This is a genomic window from Ectorhizobium quercum (genome assembly GCF_026552795.1).
Lineage (GTDB): Bacteria > Pseudomonadota > Alphaproteobacteria > Rhizobiales > Rhizobiaceae > Ectorhizobium > Ectorhizobium quercum.
Genome location: NZ_JANFPI010000003.1, coordinates 92,812 through 114,629, shown reverse-complemented (window position 1 = coordinate 114,629; position 21,818 = coordinate 92,812). Strand labels below are relative to the sequence as shown.

Below are 21,818 nucleotides of genomic sequence, written 5' to 3'. Positions count from 1 at the left end.
GGCCGGACGGATCGTCGCATCCGGGCAATTTTCCTGCGATATTTTCGAGACTTTATCGGCCGTTCACAATGCTCGATCTGGTCGACGGATGGCGACGGGCTGCGAAAGGATGGATAGGCAAGGTTGTAGCGCGGTTCGCCGTTTGGTGTAGATAAAATCTCATTATGTAAAATTCATTCTCCCTGATCGTCGTATTGTGAGATTTGAATTGACGATTTGCCAGACATTCTGGCACGCATAAAAAACGGCACACCGCCGTCCATTCATTGCAATCGTGACCGGGAAGACCTGGAAATCCGCGATTTCCGGGGTGATGCCGGTCGTCAGTGGGTTTGAAACCGTAATGCGATTTTCTCCGTTCGATACGACGCTGTGGTTTGCGACCGCGACCCCGGCACCCGAAACGCACCGGCTCGATGGCCGGATCGAGGCGGATGTCTGCGTGGTCGGCGCGGGCTATACCGGCCTGACGACGGCGCTCGAGCTTGCCCGCAAGGGCGTCAGCGTCGTCTTGCTGGAGGCCCAGCAGGCCGGATTCGGCGGCTCGGGCCGCAATGCGGGCCATTGCACGCCCACCTTCAGCTATTACGGCCTGCCGGCGCTGCGCAAGATGCTCGGCGAGCCCTGGGCGGAGCGGATCATCGGGCGCCAGACGCGCGCCAATGACCGCGTCAAGGAAATGATCTCGGCCTACGATATCGACTGCGAATGGGTGCAGAACGGTTATGTCATGGGTGCGTTGCGTCCGGGCGCCATGCCGGTGCTTCAGGCCAAGGCCGACGCCTATGCGGCCGCCGGCGCCCGTTGCCGCATCATCGACAGGCACGAGGTGGAGGCCATGACGGGCAGTCCGCGCTTCTACGGCGCCTGGTATCACGAGGAAGGCGGCCACATGAACCCGCTGTCCTACGCGCGCGGACTGGCGAGGGCCGTGATGCAGGAAGGCGGCAAGGTCTATACCGGTTCGCCGGTGGAGGATGTGCAGCCGGAAGGCGGCAGGTGGTCGGTCCGCACGCCGGCCGGCAGCGTGCTGGCCGAGAAGGTGATCTTCGCGACCGGCGCCTATACGGTGGGCGGCTGGAAGAACCTCGACAAAAGCTTCCGCATCATGAGGGTGTTCGTCGCGGCCACGCAGCCGCTCGATCCGGAAACCCGCCGGCAGGTCCTGCCGCGCAACACCACGATGCACGACGGGCGCGGCGACATCTACGTCTACAAGTACAATCGCGAAGGCCGCATCGTCGCCTCGATGTTTCCGATGGGCAGGCGCGGGGCGGACCCTGCCTATACCCGCCAGGTCATGACCGACCGGCTGACGTTCCTGCATCCGCAGATCAGGGAGCCGCTGCGCTGGGAGTATTTCTGGTTCGGCGAACTCGACATGCAGATGCGCACCATTCCGCGCCTCTACGATCTAGCGCCCGGCGTCATCGCCTGCACCGGCCTGTCCGGCCGCGGCGTGCCGACCGGCTCGATGCTGGGCGGCATTCTTTCGGAATGGGCGCTCGGCACGCCGGAAAAGGATCTTTCGCTGCGAATGGAGCCGCTGCACAGGGCTTCCTTTTTCATGTCCGTGGCCCCGAAGCTCAGGCTTCGCTATTTCCGTTACCAGGACACGCGCGCCGCCCGCAAGGAGGGCGCCGTGCTTCCCCCGCACGCCTGAACCTCAAGGAGTTTGATCCGTGACAACCAACAAGACCGTGCTGATTTCCGGCGGCAATCGGGGGATCGGTGCCGCCACCGCCCGAGCCTTCATGGAGGCCGGCTGGAGCGTGTCGCTCGGCATGCGCACGCCGGCGATGCCGGACTGGGCGAGGCCGGAGGCGGTTCACGTCCATGCCTATGATGCGGTGGACCCCGTAGCACCCGACGCATGGGCCGCGGCCGCTGTCGAGCGCTTCGGACGGATCGACGCCGTGGTCGCCAATGCGGGAATCTCGATCCGCAAGACCGCGGTGGAGGCCACTGACGCGGAATTCGCGTCCCTCATGGATGTGAACGTCAACGGTCCCCGCCGGCTGGTCAGGGCCTGCTGGGCGCAACTGGTCGCCTGCGGCTCCGGCCGGGTCGTCATCGTCGCGTCGCTATCCGGCAAGAGGGTCAAATCGGCGGCGTCGGGTTCCTACTCGGTGTCGAAATTCGCCGCGCTCGGCCTTTCCCATGCCATCCGCCATGCGGGCTTCGACAAGGGCGTGCGGGCCACCGCCGTCTGCCCCGGATTCGTCGCCACGGATATGGGCCTGCCGCTGGCGGCATCGACGCCGGCGGATGCGCTGACCCAGCCGGAGGACGTCGCCAGTTCCATCGTTCACATCGTCAATCTGCCGAACCGCGCCAGCGTTTCGGAATTCTGGGTGAATTGCCTGCTCGACGATTCCTACTGACCGACGATCGCGTCGATCTCCTCCCGCAGCAGGGCGGCGTACTGCTCGATCACGCCGGGGGCCAGCTTGGCGCAGAGCAGGGTGAAGCCCAGCGAGGCGCCGGGCTTTTCCCCGTCGGTGATGATCGGCATCGCCACGCCGGCGATGCCGGGTATGAGTTCGCCGACATCGACGGCATAGCCGCGCTCGCGCGTGTCCGCGAGCAGCCGGCGCACCTTGTCGGGCGTGAGGCTGCGATAGGGGGCGTATCGTTCGAGATTGGCGCGGATGATGAAATCCTGCTCGTCCTCGTCGAGAAAGGCGAGCATCGAGATCGAGCCGGGACCGGCGCCCAGCGGCACGGACCCGCCGATCGAGCCGGTCAGCGTCGGCACGACGCATTCGCCGTCGCGCCGGTCGAGACAGACGGAATCGTGGTTGAAGCGCGCCATGAGATGCACCGTGTCGCCGGTGCGGCGGCGCAGGCGCGTGAGCGCGATTTCGCAGCGGCTGACGATGCCGGGCCCCCGCGCCGCGCGCGCTCCGTAGATCGTCATGCGCGCACCCAGCCGGTAGCAGCGCTTCCTGTCGTCGCGCGCCAGCAGCTTGTGGCCGACAAGGGTGTTGAGGATGCGGTGGCAGGTGGCGGTGTTGAGGCCGGAACGCGCCGTCAGTTCCTTGAGCGTCACGCCCTCCACGCGGCCATCGGCCACCAGGTCGAGGAGAATGACGGCCCGGTCCAGCAATTGCGCCCCGCCAGACGGTGATGGGATGGTTTTGGTCATATAATCTCACATTATGAAAAAATGTTTCTCGGTAACTTGTATAATGAGAAATTTCCGGCATCAATGCTGAAAATTAGATCGAAAAAGCACTTTGTGCATTTTTTGGTCGATTTGATCTTCGCTTCCGCAAAAACCGAAAGCTGAAGCAACGCTGCTTCGTGTAACAGCGCCGGAAGGCGCATTCCTGGACAGGGGAACAAAAATGACAATAGTCAAAAAACTGACCGCTTCCGCCCTGATGCTGGCCGCCTTGATGGCCGGCACATCCGCGATGGCCGGCACGCTCGATGACATCAAGGCGCGCGACAAGCTGATCGTCGGCGTCAAGAACGACTACGCACCCTATGGCTATCTGAACGACAAGGGCGAGATCGTCGGCTTCGAGATCGAGCTGGCCAAATATATCGCAGGCGAACTGCTCGGCTCGCCGGACAAGATCGAACTCGTTCCGGTCGTCGCTTCCAACCGCATCGAGTTCCTGACCGCCGGTCGCATCGACGCGATCTTCGCCACGCTCGGCGTGACCCCCGAACGCGACAAGGTCATCGACTTCACGACCGAATATGTTTCCGCCGCCGGTCCCTCGGTCCTGATGGCCAAGGAAGCGACGATCTCCGAGTGGGAGGAACTCAAGGGCAAGCCGGTCTGCGGTATCCAGGGCTCCTACTACAACAAGAAGATGACCGAGGAATTCGGCATCAACCTCGTCGCCTTCAAGACGCAGCCGGAAGCCTATCGCGCGCTGAGGGACAACCGCTGCATCGGTTTCGTCTTCGACGATATGACCCTTCAGCAGAAGATCAAGGAAGCGGACTGGTCGGGCTACAAGGTCGCCGTCGCCCCTTACGAGTTCCTGCCGATGGCCGGCGGCATCCGCGAGGGCGACACCGAATTCCGCGAGGCCGTCGACAAAGCCATCACCAAGGCCGAAGGCGAAGGCAAGCTCATCGCATGGGAAGCCGAATTCGGCATGCCCGCCTCCGATTACATCGCCGAGCGCGCCAAGGCGGCCGCCGCCAAGAAGAACTAACGGACACGGGAGCGGCCTTTGTTTGGTCTCGATTATTCCTGGCTAGCGGACCCTGCCTACCAGCAATGGCTGCTTACCGGTGTCGTCAACACGTTGAAGCTGGCGGCGATCTCCTCGATCGCCGCCGTGCTGATCGGCCTGCTGGGTGCGCTCGGCCTGACGCTGCGCCTCTTCTGGCTCGATGCCCTCATCGAGCTTTTCGTCGAGGTGTTCCGCAACACGCCGCCGCTCTTGCAGATGCTGTTCGCCTATTTCACCCTGTCGACGCTCGGGCTGAAAGTCACCGATCCCTCCACGGGCCTGTCGGTGCCGCTGCTCAGCGCATTTGCCTGCGCGGCGATCTCGCTCAGCCTGTTCGGCGGCGCGCTTGCCATAGAGGCCTTCCGGTCGGGGATCGAAACCATGCCGCGCTCGATCATCGAGGCGGCGCGGTCGCTCGGCTACGGGCGCTGGTCGCGGTTCTGGCGCATCGAGGCGCCGATCGCCTCGCGCATCTGCCTGCCGGCGCTGACGAACATTCTGTCGAACCTGTTCAAGACGACGTCGCAGGCCTCGGTCATCACCGTGCCGGAGCTGATGTACTACGCCGGGCAGATCTACAACGACACGTTCCGCACGCTGGAGGTCATGATCCTCGTGCTGGTCATCTATGTGACGCTCGTGTCCATCCTGACCTTCGCGATGGCCAGGCTCGAGGCCTTCATGGCCTTCCCCGGCTATGGAAAGGGGCACTGATCATGGGTTCCCTGCTGACTTATGAAGACAAGAAACGGGTGGTTCTGCTGTTCATCGCCCTGCTCGTCGCCGTCTGGGTGGCGGTCGATGCGGTCGCCGGCGGTTCGGCGCACTGGCAGCGGGTTCTGGTCCGCCTGCCGCTGCTTCTGACCGGCGAAGGCTCGGGCTGGCCGATCACCGGCGGTTTTGCGCTCAATATTCTGCTTTCCATCGCCTCGATGGCGCTCGCCACGGCGCTTGGCACCCTCATGGGCCTGGCGACGCTCGCCCGGTCGGCAATCGTGCGCACGCCCGCCTTCCTGGTGATGAACTTCCTGCGCAATTCGCCCTGGCTCGTGCTGCTCTTCGCGATGCTCTACATCCTGCCGTTCCAGATGCGGATCTTCGGCTTCGTCGTTCCTTTCCCGCCCTTCGTGAAGGCGGTGATCGGGCTCGCCCTGCCGACCGCGGCGAATTTCTCCGAGGTCATCCGCGGCGCGGTGCAGTCCATCCACAGCGGCCAGTGGGAGGCGGCCCGGTCGCTCGGCTACACGACCGGCCAGATCTACCGCCATGTGATCATGCCGCAGGCGCTGCGCCGGATGATTCCCGGCTGGATGAACCTCTACGCGCTGCTGATGATCGCCACGGCGCTCGCCACCGTGACCGGCATCCAGGACGTGCTGACCATTCTCAACACATCGCTTGCGATGGAGAGCGAGCGGGTCATCGTCTACTTCTACCTCACCATCCTCTTCCTGTTCTTCGCCTACTGCTATCCCATCGCGCTTTTCGCGCGCCGTCTGGAGCGGGCAGTCAAAGGAGACAATCTATGAACCGTTCCGACGCTCTGATCGAGATCGACACCATCCGCAAATCCTTCGGCGACTTCCAGGTTCTCAAGGGCATCTCGCTGTCCGTGCAGAAGGGCGAGGCGGTCTGCATCATCGGCCCCTCGGGATCGGGAAAATCGACCATCCTGCGCTGCATCAACGGGCTGATCCCCATCGACGAGGGCTTCATCCGCGTGGGCGAACACCGTGTCCACGAGCTGAAGACCGAAAAGCAGATGCGGCCGCTGCGCCACCAGGTGGCGATGGTGTTCCAGCAGTACAATCTCTTTCCGCACCGTACCGCGCTCGAGAACATCATGATGGCGCCCGTCCAGGTGCTCGGGCATGACCGGGCCGAGGTCGAGGACCGGGCCCGCAAGCTTCTGAAGAAGGTGCGGCTCTCCGAAAAGGCCGACAGCTATCCGGGCCAGCTTTCCGGTGGCCAGCAGCAGCGCGTGGCCATCGCCCGGGCGCTCGCCATGCAGCCGGAAGTCATCCTGTTCGACGAGGTGACGGCGGCGCTTGACCCGGAAACGGTGAAGGAGGTGCTCTTCACCATCCGCGAACTGGTGGAGGACGGGCTGACCTGCATTCTCGTGACCCATGAGATGAAGTTCGCGCGCGACGTCTCGCAGCGTGTCTGCTTCACCGACCGCGGACTGATCGTCGAAAGCGCCCCGCCTGCCGAACTGTTCGATAATCCGCAGGATCCGCGCACCCGCGAATTCCTCGGCCAGGTTCTCTGATCGCGCCACCGGGCCGGGGCGTCGTTCCCGGCCCGGCGCATTCGACTTGCCGGGACAGGCCGTGCGCTGCGCGGCGCCGCAGTCCCCCGTTGCAGAAAGGTGAGCCGCAAGGCTCGATGGTGCCATGCCCCGTTTTGACGATATCTATGCAAGGGACTTCAAGGAAGCGCCCTACTGGTGGGAAGCTGCCGAGCCGGAAACCAACCTCGATCCGCTGCCCGAGCGGGCCGACGTCGTGGTCATCGGCTCCGGCTATGCGGGGCTGAACGCCGCGACGCATCTGGCGCGCGCCGGCCGCTCGGTCGTGGTCGTCGATGGCGACCGGATCGGCGAGGGCGGCTCGACCCGTTCCGGCGGCATGGTTTCGAGCGGCCAGAAGCTGGTGGTCGGCGGGGCGATCAAGGGCATCGATCCGCAGCTCTTCTCGCGGCTGATCGGAGAGAGCAACGAGAGCTTCGACTATCTGAAGATGCTGGTCCGGACGGAAAATCTGGATGCCGGCCTCGCGCTCACGGGCCGCTTCTTCGGTGCCCACGCCGCCGGCGACTTCGACACGCTGAAGCGACATGGCGCGCTTCTGGCCGAAAAGACCGGCGTGAACGTGCATTTCTTCGATCGTGCCGGCCAGCGGGAGGTCATCGGTTCGGATTACTACCGCGGCGGCATGGTCATCGACGAATATGGCGGCCTGCATCCGGGCAAGTATCACAAGGCCCTGCGCGACCGGGCGCGGGCGGCGGGCGTCATGCTGCGCTCCCACGCGCGCGCCGGCATCGTGCAGGACGGCGTGAACGGCGAGAAGATCGTGCCGACGGCGCGCGGCAAAATCCGCGCGGCGCATGTCGTGGCGGCGACGAACGGCTACACCGCCGCCGATGCGACGCCGGGTCTCGCCAGCCGCGTGGTGCCGGTCAAAAGCTACCAGATCGCCACCGAGCCCCTGCCGGCGGACCTTCTGGCCGAGCTCATTCCGCAGGCCCGCATGGTGTCCGATACGCGCCGCGATCTCATCTACGCGCGCCCTTCGCCGGATGGCAGCCGCCTGCTGTTCGGCTCGCGCCCCGGCGTGTTCGACATGCCCGACAAGCTCGCCGCCAAACGGCTTTATGCGCGCATGATCACGATCTGGCCGCAGCTTGCCGGCGTGAAGATCACCCACGCCTGGAGCGGGCGCGTGGCCATGACCGTCGACAAGATCGCCCATATGGGCGAACGCGACGGCACGGATTTCGCCGTCGGCTGCAACGGCAACGGCGTCGCGCTGATGACCTATCTCGGCTATCAGACGGCCCGCAAGATCCTCGGCGAGCAGAACATGCCGTCCGCCTTCGACCGGGAACGGTTCGCTGCCGTTCCCTTCTATTCGGGCAAGCCGTGGTTCCTGCCGTTCTTCACGACCTGGTATCGTCTGCGCGATTTCATCGACCGTCCGGGCCGCTGACATGGGCGGGCCCGGTCTTCCTTTCCGCGAAGAGACGGACGCGCTGGGCGCCCGGCTTCTGCCGGCGGATGTCGCCTACGGCATCCAGACGGCGAGGGCGGTCGAGAACTTCTCGATTTCCGGCCGCACCATCGCCGGCATCGAGGGGTTTGTGCCGGCGATCGTCACCATCAAGCAGGCGGCTGCCCGCGCCCACCGGCGCACCGGCGGTCTCGACGCGGCGATTGCCGGGGCCATTGACTGGGCCGCATCGGACTATCTCTGCGATCCGCCGGCGGGAGATTTCCCCGTCGACATCTATCACGGCGGCGGCGGGACGGCCGCCAACATGAACGTCAACGAGGTGCTGGCGAACCGGGCGAGCGAATTGCTGTGCGGCATTCGCGGACCGGCTCCCGTTCACCCGAATACCCATGTGAACATGGGGCAATCCACCAACGACGTGATTCCGTCGGCGATGAAGATGGCCGTGGGTGGCCAGCTTGCGACGCTTCGCGCCGCCTTGGCCGAACTGATCGAGGCGCTGCGTGGGCGCGAAGCCGCGTTTGCGGATGTGGTGAAGCTGGCAAGGACCTGCCTGCAGGATGCGCTGCCGATCACCCTTGCGCAGCAATTTTCCGGATACCGGGCCGCTTTCGAGCGTCAGGCCGCGGATCTGGTCGCGCTCGAGGCTGCCTGCCTCGGCCTGCCGCTCGGCGCGACCGCGGTCGGAACCTGTTTCGGCGCCTCCGCCGATTACCGGGGCGCGGTGTTCGAGGAACTCTCCGCCATCACCGGCAAGGCCTATCACGCAGAAGACAATCTTTTCGATGCGCTTCAGAACGCCGATTTCTGGGTGCGCGTCTCCTCCGGGCTGAAAAGCGTTGCACTGACGCTGTCGAAGTTTTCGGCGGACCTGCGCCTGATGTCGTCCGGTCCGCGCGCCGGCCTTGGCGAGATCGAATTGCCCGCGGTGCAGCCGGGCTCCTCCATCATGCCCGGCAAGGTCAATCCGGTCTTGCCGGAGATGATGATGCAGGTCGCCTTCCGGGTCATCGGCAACGATGCGACGGTCACGCGGGCGGCGGAAGGCGAACTCGATCTCAATGTCTGGGAATCGATCATCCTCGAGGCGGTCAGCGAATCCGTCCGGCTGATGGCCCGGGCCATTCCGCTCTTTGCCGCGAACTGTGTCGCCGGCATTCGCGCGAATGCCGAGCGATGCCTTGCCGATGCGTCCGGCTCGCTGGCGCTGTCGACGGTGCTCGCCGCGCTCTACGACTATCCCACCGCTTCCGCCGTCGCGAAACACGCGGCCGAGCAGGGAATCTCGGTTCGCGATGCGGCCGTGGCCCAAGGTTTGATGACGGTCGATGAAGCGCAAGCCCTTTTCGCCGATATCGCAGCCTTTGCCGATCCGGCACGGGCCGAGGACCTGATCGCCCGGTTCCGCGTCCTGAAGCAGGGCAGACACCTGCCGGCCTGCAACGGGCACATGCCGCGCGTTTGAGTGGTATCCGCTCGTTCCTGCGCGGATATGGCATGTTTTGCTGCCAAAGCCTCCATTTCTGCCATTTCCTGATTTTTCATATTGCAAAACGGCGCATAGAGGCGCAAAAAACGTCAATAACGTTCATGAAGTTCCACCGCCCTCGCGCAGGAGAGTGCCATGTCCAGAATTCTTCCCGATCCGGTCGTCACACCGCAGGATCTGCCGGCCGAGGTCGATGTCGTCGTCATCGGCGGCGGTATCGTCGGCGTCTCGACGGCCCTGTCGCTCGTCGAGCGGGGCGTGCGGGTCGCGCTGTGCGAGAAGGGCCTGATCGGGGCGGAACAATCCGCCCGCAACTGGGGCTGGGTGCGCCAGATGGGACGCGACCCGGCGGAACTGCCGCTGGCCATCGAAAGCCTGCGGCTGTGGCACGGCATGAACGAGCGTGTTGGCGGCGAGACCGGTTTCAGGCAGACGGGGATTACCTATCTGTGCGACACGGACGCCGATGTCGCCCTCTACGAGGATTGGCTGAAGCATGCCGCACCCCTCGGCCTCGACTCCCGGCTGGTGACGGGCGAGGCGCTTCAGGCCCTCGTTCCCGGCATGGCGAAGCCCTTCCGTGCCGCGCTCTACACGCCGAGCGACGCCAAGGCCGAGCCGTTTCTCGCCGCCCCGGCGATTGCGCGCGGGGCCGCCGCCAGGGGCGCGCATATCCTGACCGGCTGCGCGGTCCGCGCCATCGAGCGCACGGCGGGCCGGGTGAGCGCTGTCGTCACCGAACGCGGTGAAATTCGCTGCTCCTCGGTCGTTCTCGCCGGGGGCGCCTGGTCGCGCCTGTTTGCCGGCAACATGGGAATCGACCTGCCGGTGCTGAAGATTCTGGGCAGCGTCGCCCGCGTGTCGCCGGTGCAAGGCGTTCCCGACATGGCCGTGGGAGCCGGAAACTTCTCCTTCCGGCGCCGGCTGGACGGCGGCTTCACCGTTGCCCAGCGCAATGCCAATATCGCGCCGGTCACGCCCGACAGTTTCCGTCTTTTCGCCGATTACACGCCGACCCTGATCAAGAGCTGGAAGGAACTGACCCTGCGCATTGGCGGTCAGTTCGTCCGCGAATGGAAGATGCCGCGAAGCTGGAAGAGCGACGAGATCACGCCCTTCGAGCAGACCCGCATTCTCGACCCCGATCCGTCGCTGCGTTTCGTGCGTGGCGGCATCGACCATCTGCGCAAGGCCTTCCCGGTGTTCCGGGAGGCGAAGCTGACGCATATGTGGGCCGGGCTGATGGATGTCACGCCGGATGCCGTGCCGGTCATCGCGCCGGTGGGCTCCGTGCCCGGCTTCTATCTCGCCACCGGCTTTTCCGGCCACGGTTTCGGCATCGGCCCCGGTGCGGGCGCGCTGATGGCCGATCTCATTACGGGTACGACCCCGTGCGTCGATCCCGCTCCCTTCCGCATGGACCGCTTCCGCCGTCTGCGGAAGACCGCCTGATTTTTAAGATCCCGCCAGCAAAAGGAAAGCAGTATGAGTGAACTCGAGGTCGTCAAGATCAAGACCGGCAGCCCTTACGAGGAGAAGGTGAGCTATTCCCGCGTCACGATGGTCGGCGACATGATCTTCGTCGCCAACACCGCCGGCATCGATTACAAGACGCGCGTCATGTCGCCCGATCCGCGCGAGCAGACGCTCCAGTGTTTCCGCAACATCGAGGCGGCGCTGGCGTCCGTCGGGGCGGGACTTGCAGATGTCGTCCGTTCGCGCGTCGCGATTCCCCGCGCCGAGGACCGGGAGGCCGTGATGGCGGTGCTCGGCGAGAAGTTCCGCGGCATCGATCCGGCCTCGACCATCACCGCGACGCCGCTTGCCGGCGAGTATCGCGTCGAGATCGAGGTTACGGCCCATCGCGGCGTCGGCAAGGCGCAGGCCAGATACGTTCGCATCGATATCTGATCGAATGTCCGGCGTTTTCGCCGACTGGCGAGATGAAGCGGGCGAAGCGCATTTTCGCCCGCTTTTTCGTTTGCCCGCGTTGCCACGGGCCGTTCGCGATGGCATGACAGCCGCTGCCGCAGGATTTCCCGGATCGGCCGATAAAATCGTGCAGCAGACGTGAAGCGCTTTTCGTGCGGCAGGAGGAAGCGATGCAGCAGGAACCCGAGGTCCAGAACAGCGAGGACATGCTGCCCGCCGAGCGGCGGCAGCGGATTCTCGACTGGTTCGATGCGAACGTCGCGGCGAGCAATCAGGAACTTGCCCGGCTCGTCGGCGCCTCGATCTCCACCATCCGCCGCGATCTCGACCAGCTCGACAGCCAGGGTCTGGTGCGCCGCACGCATGGCGGTGCCGTCAGGGCGCGGCGAAAGGCGGCATTCGAACCGACGACCGATCAGGCCCGGCAGACGGCGATGGAGGAAAAGCGCGCCATCGCCGAGGCGGCGGCCGGACTTCTCGAACCGGAGATGAGCATCCTGGTCGATACCGGTTCCACGCTGCACCAGTTCGCGCAGGTCGTGGCCGGGCTCACCCTGCCGCTCACCGTGATCACCAGCGATCTTTTCGTCGCCGGTACGCTGGCGAACAAGGGCCATATCCGGCTGATCGTTCCGGGCGGCCATTGCCGGGCAGGGGCCTTCACGCTGCTCGGCGAGCCGGGGCTTTCCTTCCTGAAGGACATACGCTGCGACCGGTTCTTCCTGTGTTCGCAGGCAATCGACAGCGAATGCGTTTCGGACACGTCCTGGGAGCTGGTGCAGGCGAAGCGCGCCATGATCGAGGCCGCGGCCTCCACCGTGCTGATGGCGGATTCGAGCCGTTTCGGCGCCCGTGCGCTTTATCGCGTGGCGTCTATGGAGCGGGTCGACACGATCCTGACGGATGACGGGCTGGACGAGGAGGAGCGCCAGCGCTTCCTCGATCGCGGCGCCAATCTCGTCACCGTTCCCGTGCCGGAAGCCTGAGCGTCACGCCCATTCCTCGCCCCACACCTGCACGACATGGCCGGGGGACACCTCGCGGTATTCGCGCGCAGGCGGCGTGAAATGCCGGTCGCGGACCGGGCTGCGCAGTTCCGTGTCGGCGAACTGCCGCTTCAGGCGCCGGCGTGACGGATCGGGCAGGGGCACGGCCGACAGCAGCCGGCGGGTATAGGGATGCTGCGGATGGGCGAAGACGGCCTCGCGCGGCCCCGTTTCGACGATTTCGCCGAGATACATCACGGCGATCCTGTGGCTGATGCGCTCCACCACGGCCATGTCGTGGGAAATGAACAGGAAGCCGAGCCTGAGCCGCTCCTGAAGATCCAGCATCAGGTTCACCACTTGCGCCTTCACCGAGACGTCGAGCGCCGAAACCGCCTCGTCGGCGACGATGAGGCCGGGTTCGAGCGCCAGCGCCCGGGCGATGCAGATGCGCTGGCGCTGCCCGCCGGAAAACTCGTGCGGATAACGGCTGCCCATCTCGCCGGAAAGGCCGACCTCGCCGAGCAGGTCGCGGGCCAGCTTGCGCGCGCGCTTCGGACTTTCCAGCCCGTGGATCAGAAGCGGCTCGGCAATCGCGTTTTCCACCGTCAGCCGCGGGTTGAGGCTGGCGAACGGATCCTGGAAGATCATCTGCACCCGGCGGGCCAGATCCGCGCGGGCGAAGGCGCCGACATCGGTGCCGTGAATGCGGATGGAGCCGGAATGCGGCTTGTTGAGGCCGGCGAGCAGGCGGCCCGTCGTCGATTTTCCGCAGCCGGATTCGCCCACCAGCGCCAGCGTTTCGCCGCGCGCCAGCGAGAAGCTGATGTCCTCGACGGCATGCACCCGTGCCTGCACCATCCGCGTGTAGGGCGAGCGGATCTCGAAGCGGGCGGAAAGGTTCTTCACCTCCAGAAGCGGCGTTGCGCTCGTGTCGACGGTATCGCGGCGCGGCGGCACGGGCAGGGGCTTGCCCGTTTCCATGTCGATCACGGGGAAGGGGCGCGGTCCGCCTTCGCCCGCCGAACCGAGTTCGGGCACGGCCGACAGCAGGGCGCGCGTGTAGGGCTTTTCGGGATGCGCGAAGATATCGGGCGTCGCGCCGGTTTCGATCGGGTCGCCCCGGAACATGACCAGCGTGCGGTCGGCGATTTCGGCCACGACGCCCATGTCGTGGGTGATGAACAGGACGGCGGTGCCTTCCTCTTCCTGCAATGTCTTGATGAGGTCGAGGATCTGGGCCTGTATGGTCACGTCGAGCGCAGTCGTCGGCTCGTCGGCGATCAGCAGGGCCGGGCGGCAGGCAAGGGCGATGGCGATCATCACGCGCTGGCGCATGCCGCCGGAAAACTGGTGCGGATAATCGTCGATACGCGTGGTCGCGGCGGGAATGCGCACCTTCTCCATCAGCTTCAGCGTCTCCGCCCGCGCTTCGCGCTTCGAAATGCCGCGATGGGCGATCAGCGATTCCGCGATCTGTTCGCCCACGGTCAGCACCGGATTGAGGCTGGTCATGGGTTCCTGGAAGATCATCGCCACGCGGTCGCCGCGGATTTCGCGCATGCGGGCGGGCGAGGCGCCGATGAGCTCCTCGCCGTTCAGCCTGACCGAACCTTCGATGCGGCTCGTCCCGTCCGGCAGAAGCTGCATGACGGACAGGGCGGTGACGCTTTTGCCGGAGCCGCTTTCGCCGACGATGGCAAGCGTCTCTCCGGCGTGGATGTCGAGGTTCAGATCGCGCACGACGGTGTGGAACGTACCGCCGCGCAGGAAGGAAACCTTGAGGTTGCGGATGGAGACGACCGGCGTGCGGGACGTTTCAGCGGTTTCTGTCATCGTTTCGCTTTCCTGTCTCATGCGCCGCTGCTGCTTCTCGAAAGTGCTGCCCCCGCCGCCGAGCGCGGGTCGAGCCAGTCGCGCAGGAGGTCGCAGACGCCGTTCAGCACGAGGATCATCGCCACGAGCGCCAGGCACGGCCAGACGAGCAGCATGGGCTGATGCGCGATTGCCGCGCGGCCCGTTCCGATCATCAGCCCGAGGGAAGGCGAGGGCGGAACGACGCCGAGGCCGAGGAAGGAGAGCCCCGATTCCAGCACGACGGCGGCGGCGGTGACGAAGCTGACCTGCACCAGAAGCGGCCCCATGATGTTCGGCAGGATGGTCCTGAGCATGATGCGGCCGTTGCTCGCGCCCATCGCCCGGACGGCCTCGACGTAATCCTGCGACCGCACGGTCAGGACGCTGGAATAGGCGATGCGGGTGAAGCCGGGCACGAAGACCACGGACAGCACCGGGATCAGCGTCATCGGGCCGGGACCGTAGAGCGTCACGGCCAGCATGGCGAGCAGCAGCGGCGGGAAGCACAGGACGACATCCATCGCCCTCAGCGTCAGGATTTCGCTGAAACCCCGCATATAACCGCCGATGATGCCGAGCGCCGTACCGATGAGGGCGGACAGGACAGCGGTCGAGAGCGCTATGAACAGCGAGATGCGGACACCGAAGACCAGGCGCGAGAGGATGTCGCGGCCCATTTCGTCCTGGCCGAGCGGGAAGGCGGCCGACGGTGCGGCAAACCGCTGGCCCATGTTCATCTTCAGCGGCTCGGCAAACGGCAGGACCGGCGCCAGCAGGCAGACCAGCACGATGAGGGCGAGCAGCAGCGGCCAGAGGAGGCGGAGCGAGAGCTTCATTTGCGGACCCTCGGATCGGTGATGCCGTAGAGAATGTCGACGACGAGGTTGAGCGTGATGAACAGGGCCGAAATGACCAGAATGACGGCGGTCACGGTCGGGTAGTCGCGCGAGTTGACGGCGCTGACCAGCATGCCGGAGAGGCCCGGCCAGTTGAACACGTATTCGACCAGCACCGTGCCGCCGAACAGGCCGCCGAGATTGAGCGCGAAGACGGTAATGACCGGCATCAGCGCATTGCGCAGGATGTGGCGGGCGACGATGCGGCCCTGCGGCAGCCCCTTGGCGCGGGCGGTGCGGACATAGTCGAGCGGCAGCACGTCGAGCACGGAGGCCCGCGCGATGCGGAAGACGATGGCGGCAAGGCCGATGGCGATGGCGCCGGCCGGCATGGAAAGCAGGATCAGGTGCCGGCCGGGGGCATCGGTGAAATTGGCATAGCCGCCGGCCGGCACCAGCCTCCAGATCTGCGCGAAGAGGAGAATGATCAGCGTGCCGGCGACGAAGACGGGAATGCCCTGCGAGAAGCCGGCAAGAAAGTTCGCGGCGCGGTCGAAGCGGCCGCCCTGGCGCAGCGCGGCGACGACGCCGGCCGGAATGCCGGCGATGAGGCTGAGGATCGCGGCGGCGGCGACCAGCTCCAGCGTGCGCGGCAGGCGGCTGGCGATTTCGGAGGCGACGGGGGAGCCGTCGATCATCGAGTTGCCGAGGTCGAAGCGCGCGAGGCCGGCCATGCGCTCGGCATATTGCGCCAGAACGGGGCGGTCGAGGCCGAGTTCGGCGCGCAGCTGCGCCACGGAGGCGGGATCGGGCGTCGTGCCCTCGCCGGAAAGCAGAAGTTCCGCCGGATCGCCGGGCACCATGTAGATGGACAGAAAGACGAGGCTGGTGACGACCCAGAGCAGCGCGAGGGAAATGGCTACTCGCTGCAGGAACCAGAACATGAAGACAGCCCTCCGGCGGCCGGCCATGCATCGTCAACCTGAAAGCAAGCGCCTTTCAGGCCTCTTCCGCATGGAAGACGAGAAACGGGCACCCGGGCGGCGGTGTGGTTGCCACCCGGGTGAATTCCAGATGTTACGACAGCGACAGTTCGTCGAAAAGGCGTCCAGAAAAGGGTGAGATCTGATCCGGAAGCATGCGGAAGTTGCCGACGCGCTGGAGCCGGGCAAAGCCGGTGGCGCGATAGGACAGGCCGCAGAAGGGAGTGTATTCGATGACGAGCTTGTCGATCTCGGTATAGATCGCCTTGCGCTTTTCGAGGTCGAACTCGGCGCGCCCCCTGGCGATCAGCTCCGTCAGGCCAGGCACCTCGAAGCCGCGCGAGCGGAAGAAGGACGGCGAAAGCGTCGGGTCGATGAGGGCGCTGACCGCATCCGGGTCGAACGTGTCGAGGCCGAGCCCCTGCACGGCGAAATCGCCCTGGCCGCGATTGCCCATCGTCACGCGCGTCGACCAGTCGGGCATGGTCAGCGTCACGTTGATGCCGACTTCGGCGAGATGGCCCTGGACGATGACGGCGGTGTCGCGGTGCATGCCGTACTGGGCGGTCGAAAGCAGGTTGACGGTCACGCCCTCGGCCCCGGCTTCCTGGATCAGCGCCTTGGCGCGGTCCGGATCGTAGGTCTGGCCCTTGGCGAGATCGGCGTCGTAATAGGGCGTCGCCGCGGAGCGGGGAACGCCTTCGAGCGGCGCGCCGCGGCCGAAGAACACACCGTTGACGATCTCCTCGCGGCGGATGGCGAGCGAGACCGCACGGCGCAGGCGATGATCCTTGAAGGCGCCGGACCCGTTGAAGGACAGGAACATGAAGGCGCCGCTGGCGACGGTTTCGAGCGCCACGTTCGCATCCTGGTCGAGCTGGTCCATCGCGCTCCACGGCACGTAGTCGATCACGTCGACATCGCCGGCGGTGATCGCCGCCACGCGCAGGTTCTCGTCGGCATAGGCGACGACGCGCACCTTGGCGAATGTCGGAAGACCCTCCTTGAAATAGTGGGGCGAGGCTTCGAAATCGAGCGCGACGCCGCGTTCGGCATTGGCGAGCGTGAACGGCCCGGCGCCGATGCCATGATCCTGCGTGGCGGTCGAATCCCTGGCGACGATCGGCAGGAAGGGGTTGGCGAAGAGCGCCGGCAACGCAGCATTCGCCGATTTGGTGAGAAGCTTGAGGGTTTTCTCGTCGACGATCTCGACCTTCTCGACTTCCAGCATGGCGTCGCGGGTATAGGCGCCGGAGCCCTCGGCCTTGATTGTCTCGATGTTCCATTCGACATCGGCGGCGGTGACGGGGGCGTCGTTGGAGAACTTCGCGTCCTTCAGCTTGACGACCCAGGCGAGATCGCCGTCGCGCTCGAAGCTTTCGGCCAGTTCGCCGACAAGTTCGCCTTCCGGCGTGTAGGTCATCAGCGAGCGGTTGATGAGGGAGGAGACGAGCTGGCCGGCATAGCCGACATTCACCCACGGCCTGAGGTGCGGCGGGTAGGTGGAAAGCCCGATGCGCAGCGTGTCGGCCGGGGCCTGGGCGAAGGAAGCGCGCGCGCCCATCGCCAGCGCTGCGCCGGAGGCGGCAGTCAGTTTCAGAAGGGTACGGCGATCGAGTATCATGGTTTGTTCCCCATTATGTGTTGATACATGCTTGCCAGCCGGCAGGGACGATCCGGCGTGCCGGCTGCGGAAGACGATTTCGTCACCTCGCAAGGGCACGGGCTGTCCCGTCGCTCACGAAACAATAATGAGCGCTTTTTCCAGGTGTCAAGAAAAATTCCATTAATTGATCCATTGAAATATTTTAATTTCAAATATAGGAATAAATGAGCGATTTCGCGGAAATTTGCGTCTTTTTGCTGTTTTATTCTTATAAATAGAATATCAAATGTAATTTGATCGTAATATTGGAATTGTGATTGACAGTCCGACAAAGCCGGTCATACAGTCCGTCCAGCAGCCGGGATTGACCGGCCGCCGTGTTCCCGTAGCGGCAAGCGATGCTTTCCCGCGGGCCGGCCCTGTGCATCAGGTGGCGCTGCCCCTCCGGCCGGCTGCGCTTCCCCGAACGAGATCGATTAGGAAGGAACTGTCATGGCATGGCGGATTGGCGTGGATTCCGGTGGCACATTCACCGACGTTTGCCTGTTCGAGGATGAAACCGGCGAGGTCGTGATCTGGAAGGTTTCCTCGACTCCCGACGATCCGTCGCGCGGCATCACGCAGGGCGTGGCCGACGGTATCGAGCGGGTCGGCACGACGGCGGATGCGGTTTCCTATGTCGGCCACGGCACCACGGTCGCCACCAACGCGCTCATCCAGGGCCGCGGCGTGAAGACCGGGCTTCTGACCACCGGCGGTTTCCGCGACCTGCTCGAAATCGGCCGCCAGAAGCGCCCCGATCTCTACGATCTTCAGGCCGACAAGCCGGAGCTTCTGGTGGAACGCCACCTGCGTTTCGGCGTGGACGAGCGGGTTCTCGCCAACGGCACGGTGGAGACGCCGCTGGACGAGGACGCGCTGCGGCAGGCGGTGCGGGCGCTGAAGGCCGAGGGCGTCAAGGCCGTCGCGGTCAGCTTCCTTTATTCCTTCATGCACGCCGAGCACGAGAAGATCGCCGCCCGCATCCTCGAAGAGGAATTCCCGGAAGCCTTCCATTCGCTGTCGCACCGCATCGCGCCGGAGTTCCGCGAGTTCGAACGGCTTTCCACCACGGTCGTCAACGCCTATCTCGGCCCGGTCATGCAGGGCTATGTCAAGGCGCTCTCGGCCAAGCTCACCGATCTCGGCATCACGGTCGCGCCGCAGCTCACCCAGTCGAACGGCGGGGTGATCGGCTTCGACGCGGCGGCGGAAATGCCGGTGCGCACCGTGCTGTCCGGCCCTTCCACCGGCGTCGTCGCGGCGCAGGCGGTCGGCCGCATGACCGGCATCGACAACCTCATCACCTTCGACATGGGCGGCACCAGCTCCGACGTCGCGCTGCTCGCCGAGGGCCAGTGCCGCGTTGTTTCGGAATCGGTCGTGCATGGCTATCCGATCAAGGCGCCGATGCTCGATATCCACACGGTCGGTGCGGGCGGCGGCTCCATCGCCTATATCGACTCGGGCAATCACCTGAAGGTCGGCCCGCGCTCGGCCGGCGCCAATCCCGGCCCGGCCTGCTACGGCCTCGGCAACGGGGAGCCGACCGTGACCGACGCCAATGTCGTGCTCCAGACCCAGAACCCGGAATACCTGCTCAACGGCCGCATGAAGATCGACCGTTCGCTGTCCGTCAAGGCGGTGGAGCGGCTGGCCGAAAGGCTCGGCATGGGCGTTCTGGAAACCGCGAACGGCATTCTCGACATCGTCACCGCCAACATGGCCAAGGCGATCCGGGTGATTTCCGTGCAGCGCGGCCACGACCCGCGCGACTACGCACTCGTCGCCTTCGGCGGCGCCGGCCCGGTCCATGCCGTGCGGCTTGCCCGTGAACTCGGCATGAAGCGCATCATCGTGCCGAAGACGCCGGGCGTGCTCTGCGCGCTGGGTCTGCTGATGACCGACCTGCGCACCGATTTCTCCGCCACCGTGCTGCACCGGCTCGATCAGGTGTCGCCGGAAACCATCGCGGTACTCTATGCCGGTCTGGAAGAACAGGCGGCGGTGTGGTTCGAGCGCGAGAAGATCGCACCGGGGGCCCGTGTCACGGCCCGCACGGTCGATTGCCGCTATGCCGGCCAGAACTACGAGATCGCCGTCGCCCTGCCGGATGGCCCGGTCACGGAAGAAACTTTCCGCGTGGTCAAGGAAAGCTTCGAACAGGCGCACCGCCAGCTCTACGGCTTCATCGCCGAGGGCGAGCCGGTGCAGCTCGTCACCTATCGCCTGACGGCGAGCGGCGTGGTGGAAAAGGCCGCTTTCAAGGCGCGCGAAATCGAGGGCGAGGATTCGTCCGCCGCCATCTCCGGCAAGCGCGATGTCTGGATGGCGGAAGCCGGCGGCTTCACCCCGGCGACGCTCTATGACCGCGATCTGCTAAAGCCGGGCAATGTCGTCGCCGGCCCGGCCATCATCGACCAGATGGATTCGACCACCGTTCTGCCGCCCGGTCATGTCGCGACGGTTGATGCCTATCTCAACCTCATCGTGGAGGAAAAGTGATGACCAACGCCGCAATCGCACCCGGCCCCGCCGTGGCGCTCAACCCGATCACGGTCGAGGTCATCGGCAGCGCTTTCGCCTCCACCGTCGAGGAGATGGGCGAGGCACTCGTCCGCGCCAGCTACTCCACCAACATCAAGGAGCGCCGCGACTGCTCGACGGCGCTGTTCGACGCCACGGGCTCGATGCTCTGCCAGGCCGAGCACATCCCGATGCACCTCGGCTCCTTCATCGGCTTCATTCCTTATATACTGGAACATGTGGGGGCCGAAAGCATCGCGGCGGGCGACGTCTTCATCGGCAACGACGCCTATGAGGGCGGCGGCACCCACCTGCCGGACATCGTTCTGGCCGAGCCGATCTTCCATGACGGGCGGCTGATCGCCTGGGCGATCAACACCGCCCACCATTCCGACTTCGCCGACCGCGGCCATGCCCATATCTATCAGGAGGGCCTGCGCATTCCGCCCGTCAGGCTCTACCGCAAGGGCATTCTCCAGGAGGATATCCAGAAGCTGTTCCTGCTCAATTGCCAGGTGCCGCATGAGCGCCTGTCCGACCTGCGTGCCCAGATGGCGGCGAACCGCCTCGGCGTCACCCGGCTCAAGGAACTGTGCGACAAGTATTCGACCGACACGGTTCTCGCCGCCGGCCGCGAGCTGATGGGCTATGCCGAGCGCAAGATGCGCGCCGGCATCGCCTCCATTCCGGATGGCACCTATTCCTTCACCGACCTGTTCGATGCGGAATCGCTGGCGCAGGAGCTGGAATTCTCTGTCACCATCACCGTGCGCGGCGACGAGATGGCGCTGGACTTCGTCAGTCCGCCACAGGTCCGCGCCGGCCTCAACGTCGTCTATACGGCGCTGCTGTCCACCGTCTACTATGCGGTGAAGACCGTGGTCGATCCGACCGTGCTGCCGAATGCCGGTCTCGCCCGGCCGATCCATGTGACGGCGGAAAAGGGCACGCTGCTGAATTGCGCCCATCCGGCCGCCGTCGACGGGCGCATCGCCGCCTGCCAGCGGGTGGTCGATCTGATCCACGGCGCGCTGGCGCAGGTCGTGCCGCATCGCGTCACCGCGGCCAGCAACGGTTCGGTGGCGGTCGCCAGCTTCTCCGGCGCGCGGGCCGACGGAGGCTTGTGGGTCTATCTCGAAACCATCGGCGGCGGTTTCGGCGCACGATATAATAAGGACGGGCTGGATGGCGTGCATGTGCATATGACCAATACCTCCAACCTGCCGCTGGAATCGCTCGAAACCGAATATCCGCTGACGCTGATCGCCTACGAGCTGGTCGACGGCTCCGGCGGGGCGGGACGGTTCCGTGGCGGCATGGGGCTTCGCCGCGTCTATCGCGCCGAGGCCGATTGCCGCGTCTCCATCGGCGGTTCGCGCTTCGTCTCCCGTCCCTGGGGGCTGGACGGCGGCCTGCCGGGCGGTCGCGGTTCCTTCGTCATTGTCGGTGCGCCCGAGCGGCTGGCGAACGGTGCCGGCGATATCTTCAAGGGCGATATTCTCGAAATCGTCACCCCCGGAGCGGGTGGCTACGGCAAGCCGGCGGACCGCGACCCGGCCGCCATTGCCGCAGACATCCGCGACGGGCGTATTTCCGCCGAGGCGGCGAAAACCGTCTACGGTGCCTGA

General features: G+C 65.3%; 18 protein-coding genes. 13 read left to right on the top strand and 5 right to left on the bottom strand.

What is annotated here, in order from left to right:
* Window positions 1-343 precede the first annotated feature (343 nt).
* Together NOF55_RS09155 and NOF55_RS09150 are read left to right on the top strand one after the other, a co-directional pair.
* Window positions 344-1,663, top strand: coding sequence for an NAD(P)/FAD-dependent oxidoreductase (locus tag NOF55_RS09155; RefSeq protein WP_306411064.1), 1,320 nt, complete (start codon window positions 344-346; stop codon window positions 1,661-1,663).
* 19 nt (window positions 1,664-1,682) lie between these two features.
* The gene (locus NOF55_RS09150) at window positions 1,683-2,384 is read left to right on the top strand and encodes an SDR family NAD(P)-dependent oxidoreductase (protein WP_306411063.1); all 702 of its coding nucleotides are present in this window, start codon (window positions 1,683-1,685) and stop codon (window positions 2,382-2,384) included.
* Here NOF55_RS09150 and NOF55_RS09145 read toward each other — a convergent pair.
* On the bottom strand, window positions 2,378-3,148 hold the full coding sequence (locus NOF55_RS09145) for an IclR family transcriptional regulator (protein ID WP_306411062.1): 771 nt from the start codon (window positions 3,146-3,148) through the stop codon (window positions 2,378-2,380). The two genes, NOF55_RS09150 and NOF55_RS09145, sit on opposite strands and share 7 nt — an antisense overlap.
* 238 nt (window positions 3,149-3,386) lie before the next feature.
* On the opposite strand from NOF55_RS09145, the gene NOF55_RS09140 reads away from it, so the two are divergent.
* From NOF55_RS09140 to NOF55_RS09100, 9 genes are all read left to right on the top strand, one after another.
* Entirely contained in the window at window positions 3,387-4,178 is a 792-nt protein-coding gene (locus NOF55_RS09140; RefSeq protein WP_503128509.1) for a transporter substrate-binding domain-containing protein, read from the top strand.
* Window positions 4,179-4,196: 18 nt separating this feature from the next.
* A complete protein-coding gene (locus NOF55_RS09135) occupies window positions 4,197-4,913 on the top strand; it encodes an amino acid ABC transporter permease (protein WP_306411060.1) in 717 nt (238 codons plus the stop codon).
* 2 nt (window positions 4,914-4,915) lie between these two features.
* Window positions 4,916-5,728, top strand: a complete 813-nt coding sequence (locus tag NOF55_RS09130; protein WP_306411059.1) for an amino acid ABC transporter permease — start codon at window positions 4,916-4,918, stop codon at window positions 5,726-5,728.
* A complete protein-coding gene (locus NOF55_RS09125; protein ID WP_306411058.1) occupies window positions 5,725-6,471 on the top strand; it encodes an amino acid ABC transporter ATP-binding protein in 747 nt (248 codons plus the stop codon). The genes NOF55_RS09130 and NOF55_RS09125 overlap by 4 nt, the downstream gene beginning before the upstream one ends.
* Before the next feature lie 124 nt (window positions 6,472-6,595).
* Entirely contained in the window at window positions 6,596-7,912 is a 1,317-nt protein-coding gene (locus NOF55_RS09120; RefSeq protein ID WP_306411057.1) for an NAD(P)/FAD-dependent oxidoreductase, read from the top strand.
* Window position 7,913: 1 nt separating this feature from the next.
* Window positions 7,914-9,401: an aspartate ammonia-lyase gene (locus NOF55_RS09115; RefSeq protein ID WP_306411056.1), complete on the top strand. Its 1,488-nt coding sequence runs from the start codon at window positions 7,914-7,916 to the stop codon at window positions 9,399-9,401.
* Window positions 9,402-9,560: 159 nt separating this feature from the next.
* Window positions 9,561-10,877 (top strand): NAD(P)/FAD-dependent oxidoreductase, encoded by a 1,317-nt coding sequence (locus tag NOF55_RS09110; RefSeq protein ID WP_306411055.1) that lies wholly within the window; start codon window positions 9,561-9,563, stop codon window positions 10,875-10,877.
* Window positions 10,878-10,910: 33 nt separating this feature from the next.
* Window positions 10,911-11,336 carry a RidA family protein gene (locus tag NOF55_RS09105; RefSeq protein ID WP_306411054.1) on the top strand — a complete coding sequence of 142 codons (426 nt, stop codon included), beginning with the start codon at window positions 10,911-10,913 and terminating at the stop codon, window positions 11,334-11,336.
* Window positions 11,337-11,527: 191 nt separating this feature from the next.
* Window positions 11,528-12,343 (top strand): DeoR/GlpR family DNA-binding transcription regulator, encoded by an 816-nt coding sequence (locus NOF55_RS09100; protein WP_306411053.1) that lies wholly within the window; start codon window positions 11,528-11,530, stop codon window positions 12,341-12,343.
* A 3-nt stretch (window positions 12,344-12,346) separates the two neighbouring features.
* On the opposite strand, the gene NOF55_RS09095 is transcribed toward NOF55_RS09100, so the two are convergent.
* From NOF55_RS09095 to NOF55_RS09080, 4 genes are all read right to left on the bottom strand, one after another.
* Window positions 12,347-14,179, bottom strand: a complete 1,833-nt coding sequence (locus NOF55_RS09095; RefSeq protein ID WP_306411052.1) for an ABC transporter ATP-binding protein — start codon at window positions 14,177-14,179, stop codon at window positions 12,347-12,349.
* 17 nt (window positions 14,180-14,196) lie between these two features.
* Window positions 14,197-15,036: an ABC transporter permease gene (locus NOF55_RS09090; RefSeq protein ID WP_306411051.1), complete on the bottom strand. Its 840-nt coding sequence runs from the start codon at window positions 15,034-15,036 to the stop codon at window positions 14,197-14,199.
* A complete protein-coding gene (locus NOF55_RS09085; protein WP_306411050.1) occupies window positions 15,033-15,980 on the bottom strand; it encodes an ABC transporter permease in 948 nt (315 codons plus the stop codon). Before NOF55_RS09085 ends, NOF55_RS09090 begins: the two co-directional genes overlap by 4 nt.
* 133 nt (window positions 15,981-16,113) lie before the next feature.
* Entirely contained in the window at window positions 16,114-17,643 is a 1,530-nt protein-coding gene (locus tag NOF55_RS09080) for an ABC transporter substrate-binding protein (protein ID WP_306411049.1), read from the bottom strand.
* Window positions 17,644-18,117: 474 nt separating this feature from the next.
* On the opposite strand from NOF55_RS09080, the gene NOF55_RS09075 reads away from it, so the two are divergent.
* Complete coding sequence (locus tag NOF55_RS09075) at window positions 18,118-20,169, top strand: hydantoinase/oxoprolinase family protein (RefSeq protein WP_306411048.1); 2,052 nt, start codon at window positions 18,118-18,120, stop codon at window positions 20,167-20,169.
* The gene (locus NOF55_RS09070) at window positions 20,169-21,818 is read left to right on the top strand and encodes a hydantoinase B/oxoprolinase family protein (RefSeq protein WP_306411047.1); all 1,650 of its coding nucleotides are present in this window, start codon (window positions 20,169-20,171) and stop codon (window positions 21,816-21,818) included. Before NOF55_RS09075 ends, NOF55_RS09070 begins: the two co-directional genes overlap by 1 nt.

Bases quoted from the DNA above. Each gene is read 5' to 3' on its own strand.
- NOF55_RS09155 (WP_306411064.1), top strand. From the start codon at position 344: ATGCGATTTTCTCCGTTCGATACGACGCTGTGGTTTGCGACCGCGACC.
- NOF55_RS09145 (WP_306411062.1), bottom strand. From the start codon at position 3,148: ATGACCAAAACCATCCCATCACCGTCTGGCGGGGCGCAATTGCTGGAC.
- NOF55_RS09140 (WP_503128509.1), top strand. From the start codon at position 3,387: ATGCTGGCCGCCTTGATGGCCGGCACATCCGCGATGGCCGGCACGCTC.
- NOF55_RS09130 (WP_306411059.1), top strand. From the start codon at position 4,916: ATGGGTTCCCTGCTGACTTATGAAGACAAGAAACGGGTGGTTCTGCTG.
- NOF55_RS09125 (WP_306411058.1), top strand. From the start codon at position 5,725: ATGAACCGTTCCGACGCTCTGATCGAGATCGACACCATCCGCAAATCC.
- NOF55_RS09120 (WP_306411057.1), top strand. From the start codon at position 6,596: ATGCCCCGTTTTGACGATATCTATGCAAGGGACTTCAAGGAAGCGCCC.
- NOF55_RS09115 (WP_306411056.1), top strand. From the start codon at position 7,914: ATGGGCGGGCCCGGTCTTCCTTTCCGCGAAGAGACGGACGCGCTGGGC.
- NOF55_RS09110 (WP_306411055.1), top strand. From the start codon at position 9,561: ATGTCCAGAATTCTTCCCGATCCGGTCGTCACACCGCAGGATCTGCCG.
- NOF55_RS09105 (WP_306411054.1), top strand. From the start codon at position 10,911: ATGAGTGAACTCGAGGTCGTCAAGATCAAGACCGGCAGCCCTTACGAG.
- NOF55_RS09100 (WP_306411053.1), top strand. From the start codon at position 11,528: ATGCAGCAGGAACCCGAGGTCCAGAACAGCGAGGACATGCTGCCCGCC.
- NOF55_RS09095 (WP_306411052.1), bottom strand. From the start codon at position 14,179: ATGACAGAAACCGCTGAAACGTCCCGCACGCCGGTCGTCTCCATCCGC.
- NOF55_RS09090 (WP_306411051.1), bottom strand. From the start codon at position 15,036: ATGAAGCTCTCGCTCCGCCTCCTCTGGCCGCTGCTGCTCGCCCTCATC.
- NOF55_RS09085 (WP_306411050.1), bottom strand. From the start codon at position 15,980: ATGTTCTGGTTCCTGCAGCGAGTAGCCATTTCCCTCGCGCTGCTCTGG.
- NOF55_RS09080 (WP_306411049.1), bottom strand. From the start codon at position 17,643: ATGATACTCGATCGCCGTACCCTTCTGAAACTGACTGCCGCCTCCGGC.
- NOF55_RS09075 (WP_306411048.1), top strand. From the start codon at position 18,118: ATGGCATGGCGGATTGGCGTGGATTCCGGTGGCACATTCACCGACGTT.
- NOF55_RS09070 (WP_306411047.1), top strand. From the start codon at position 20,169: ATGACCAACGCCGCAATCGCACCCGGCCCCGCCGTGGCGCTCAACCCG.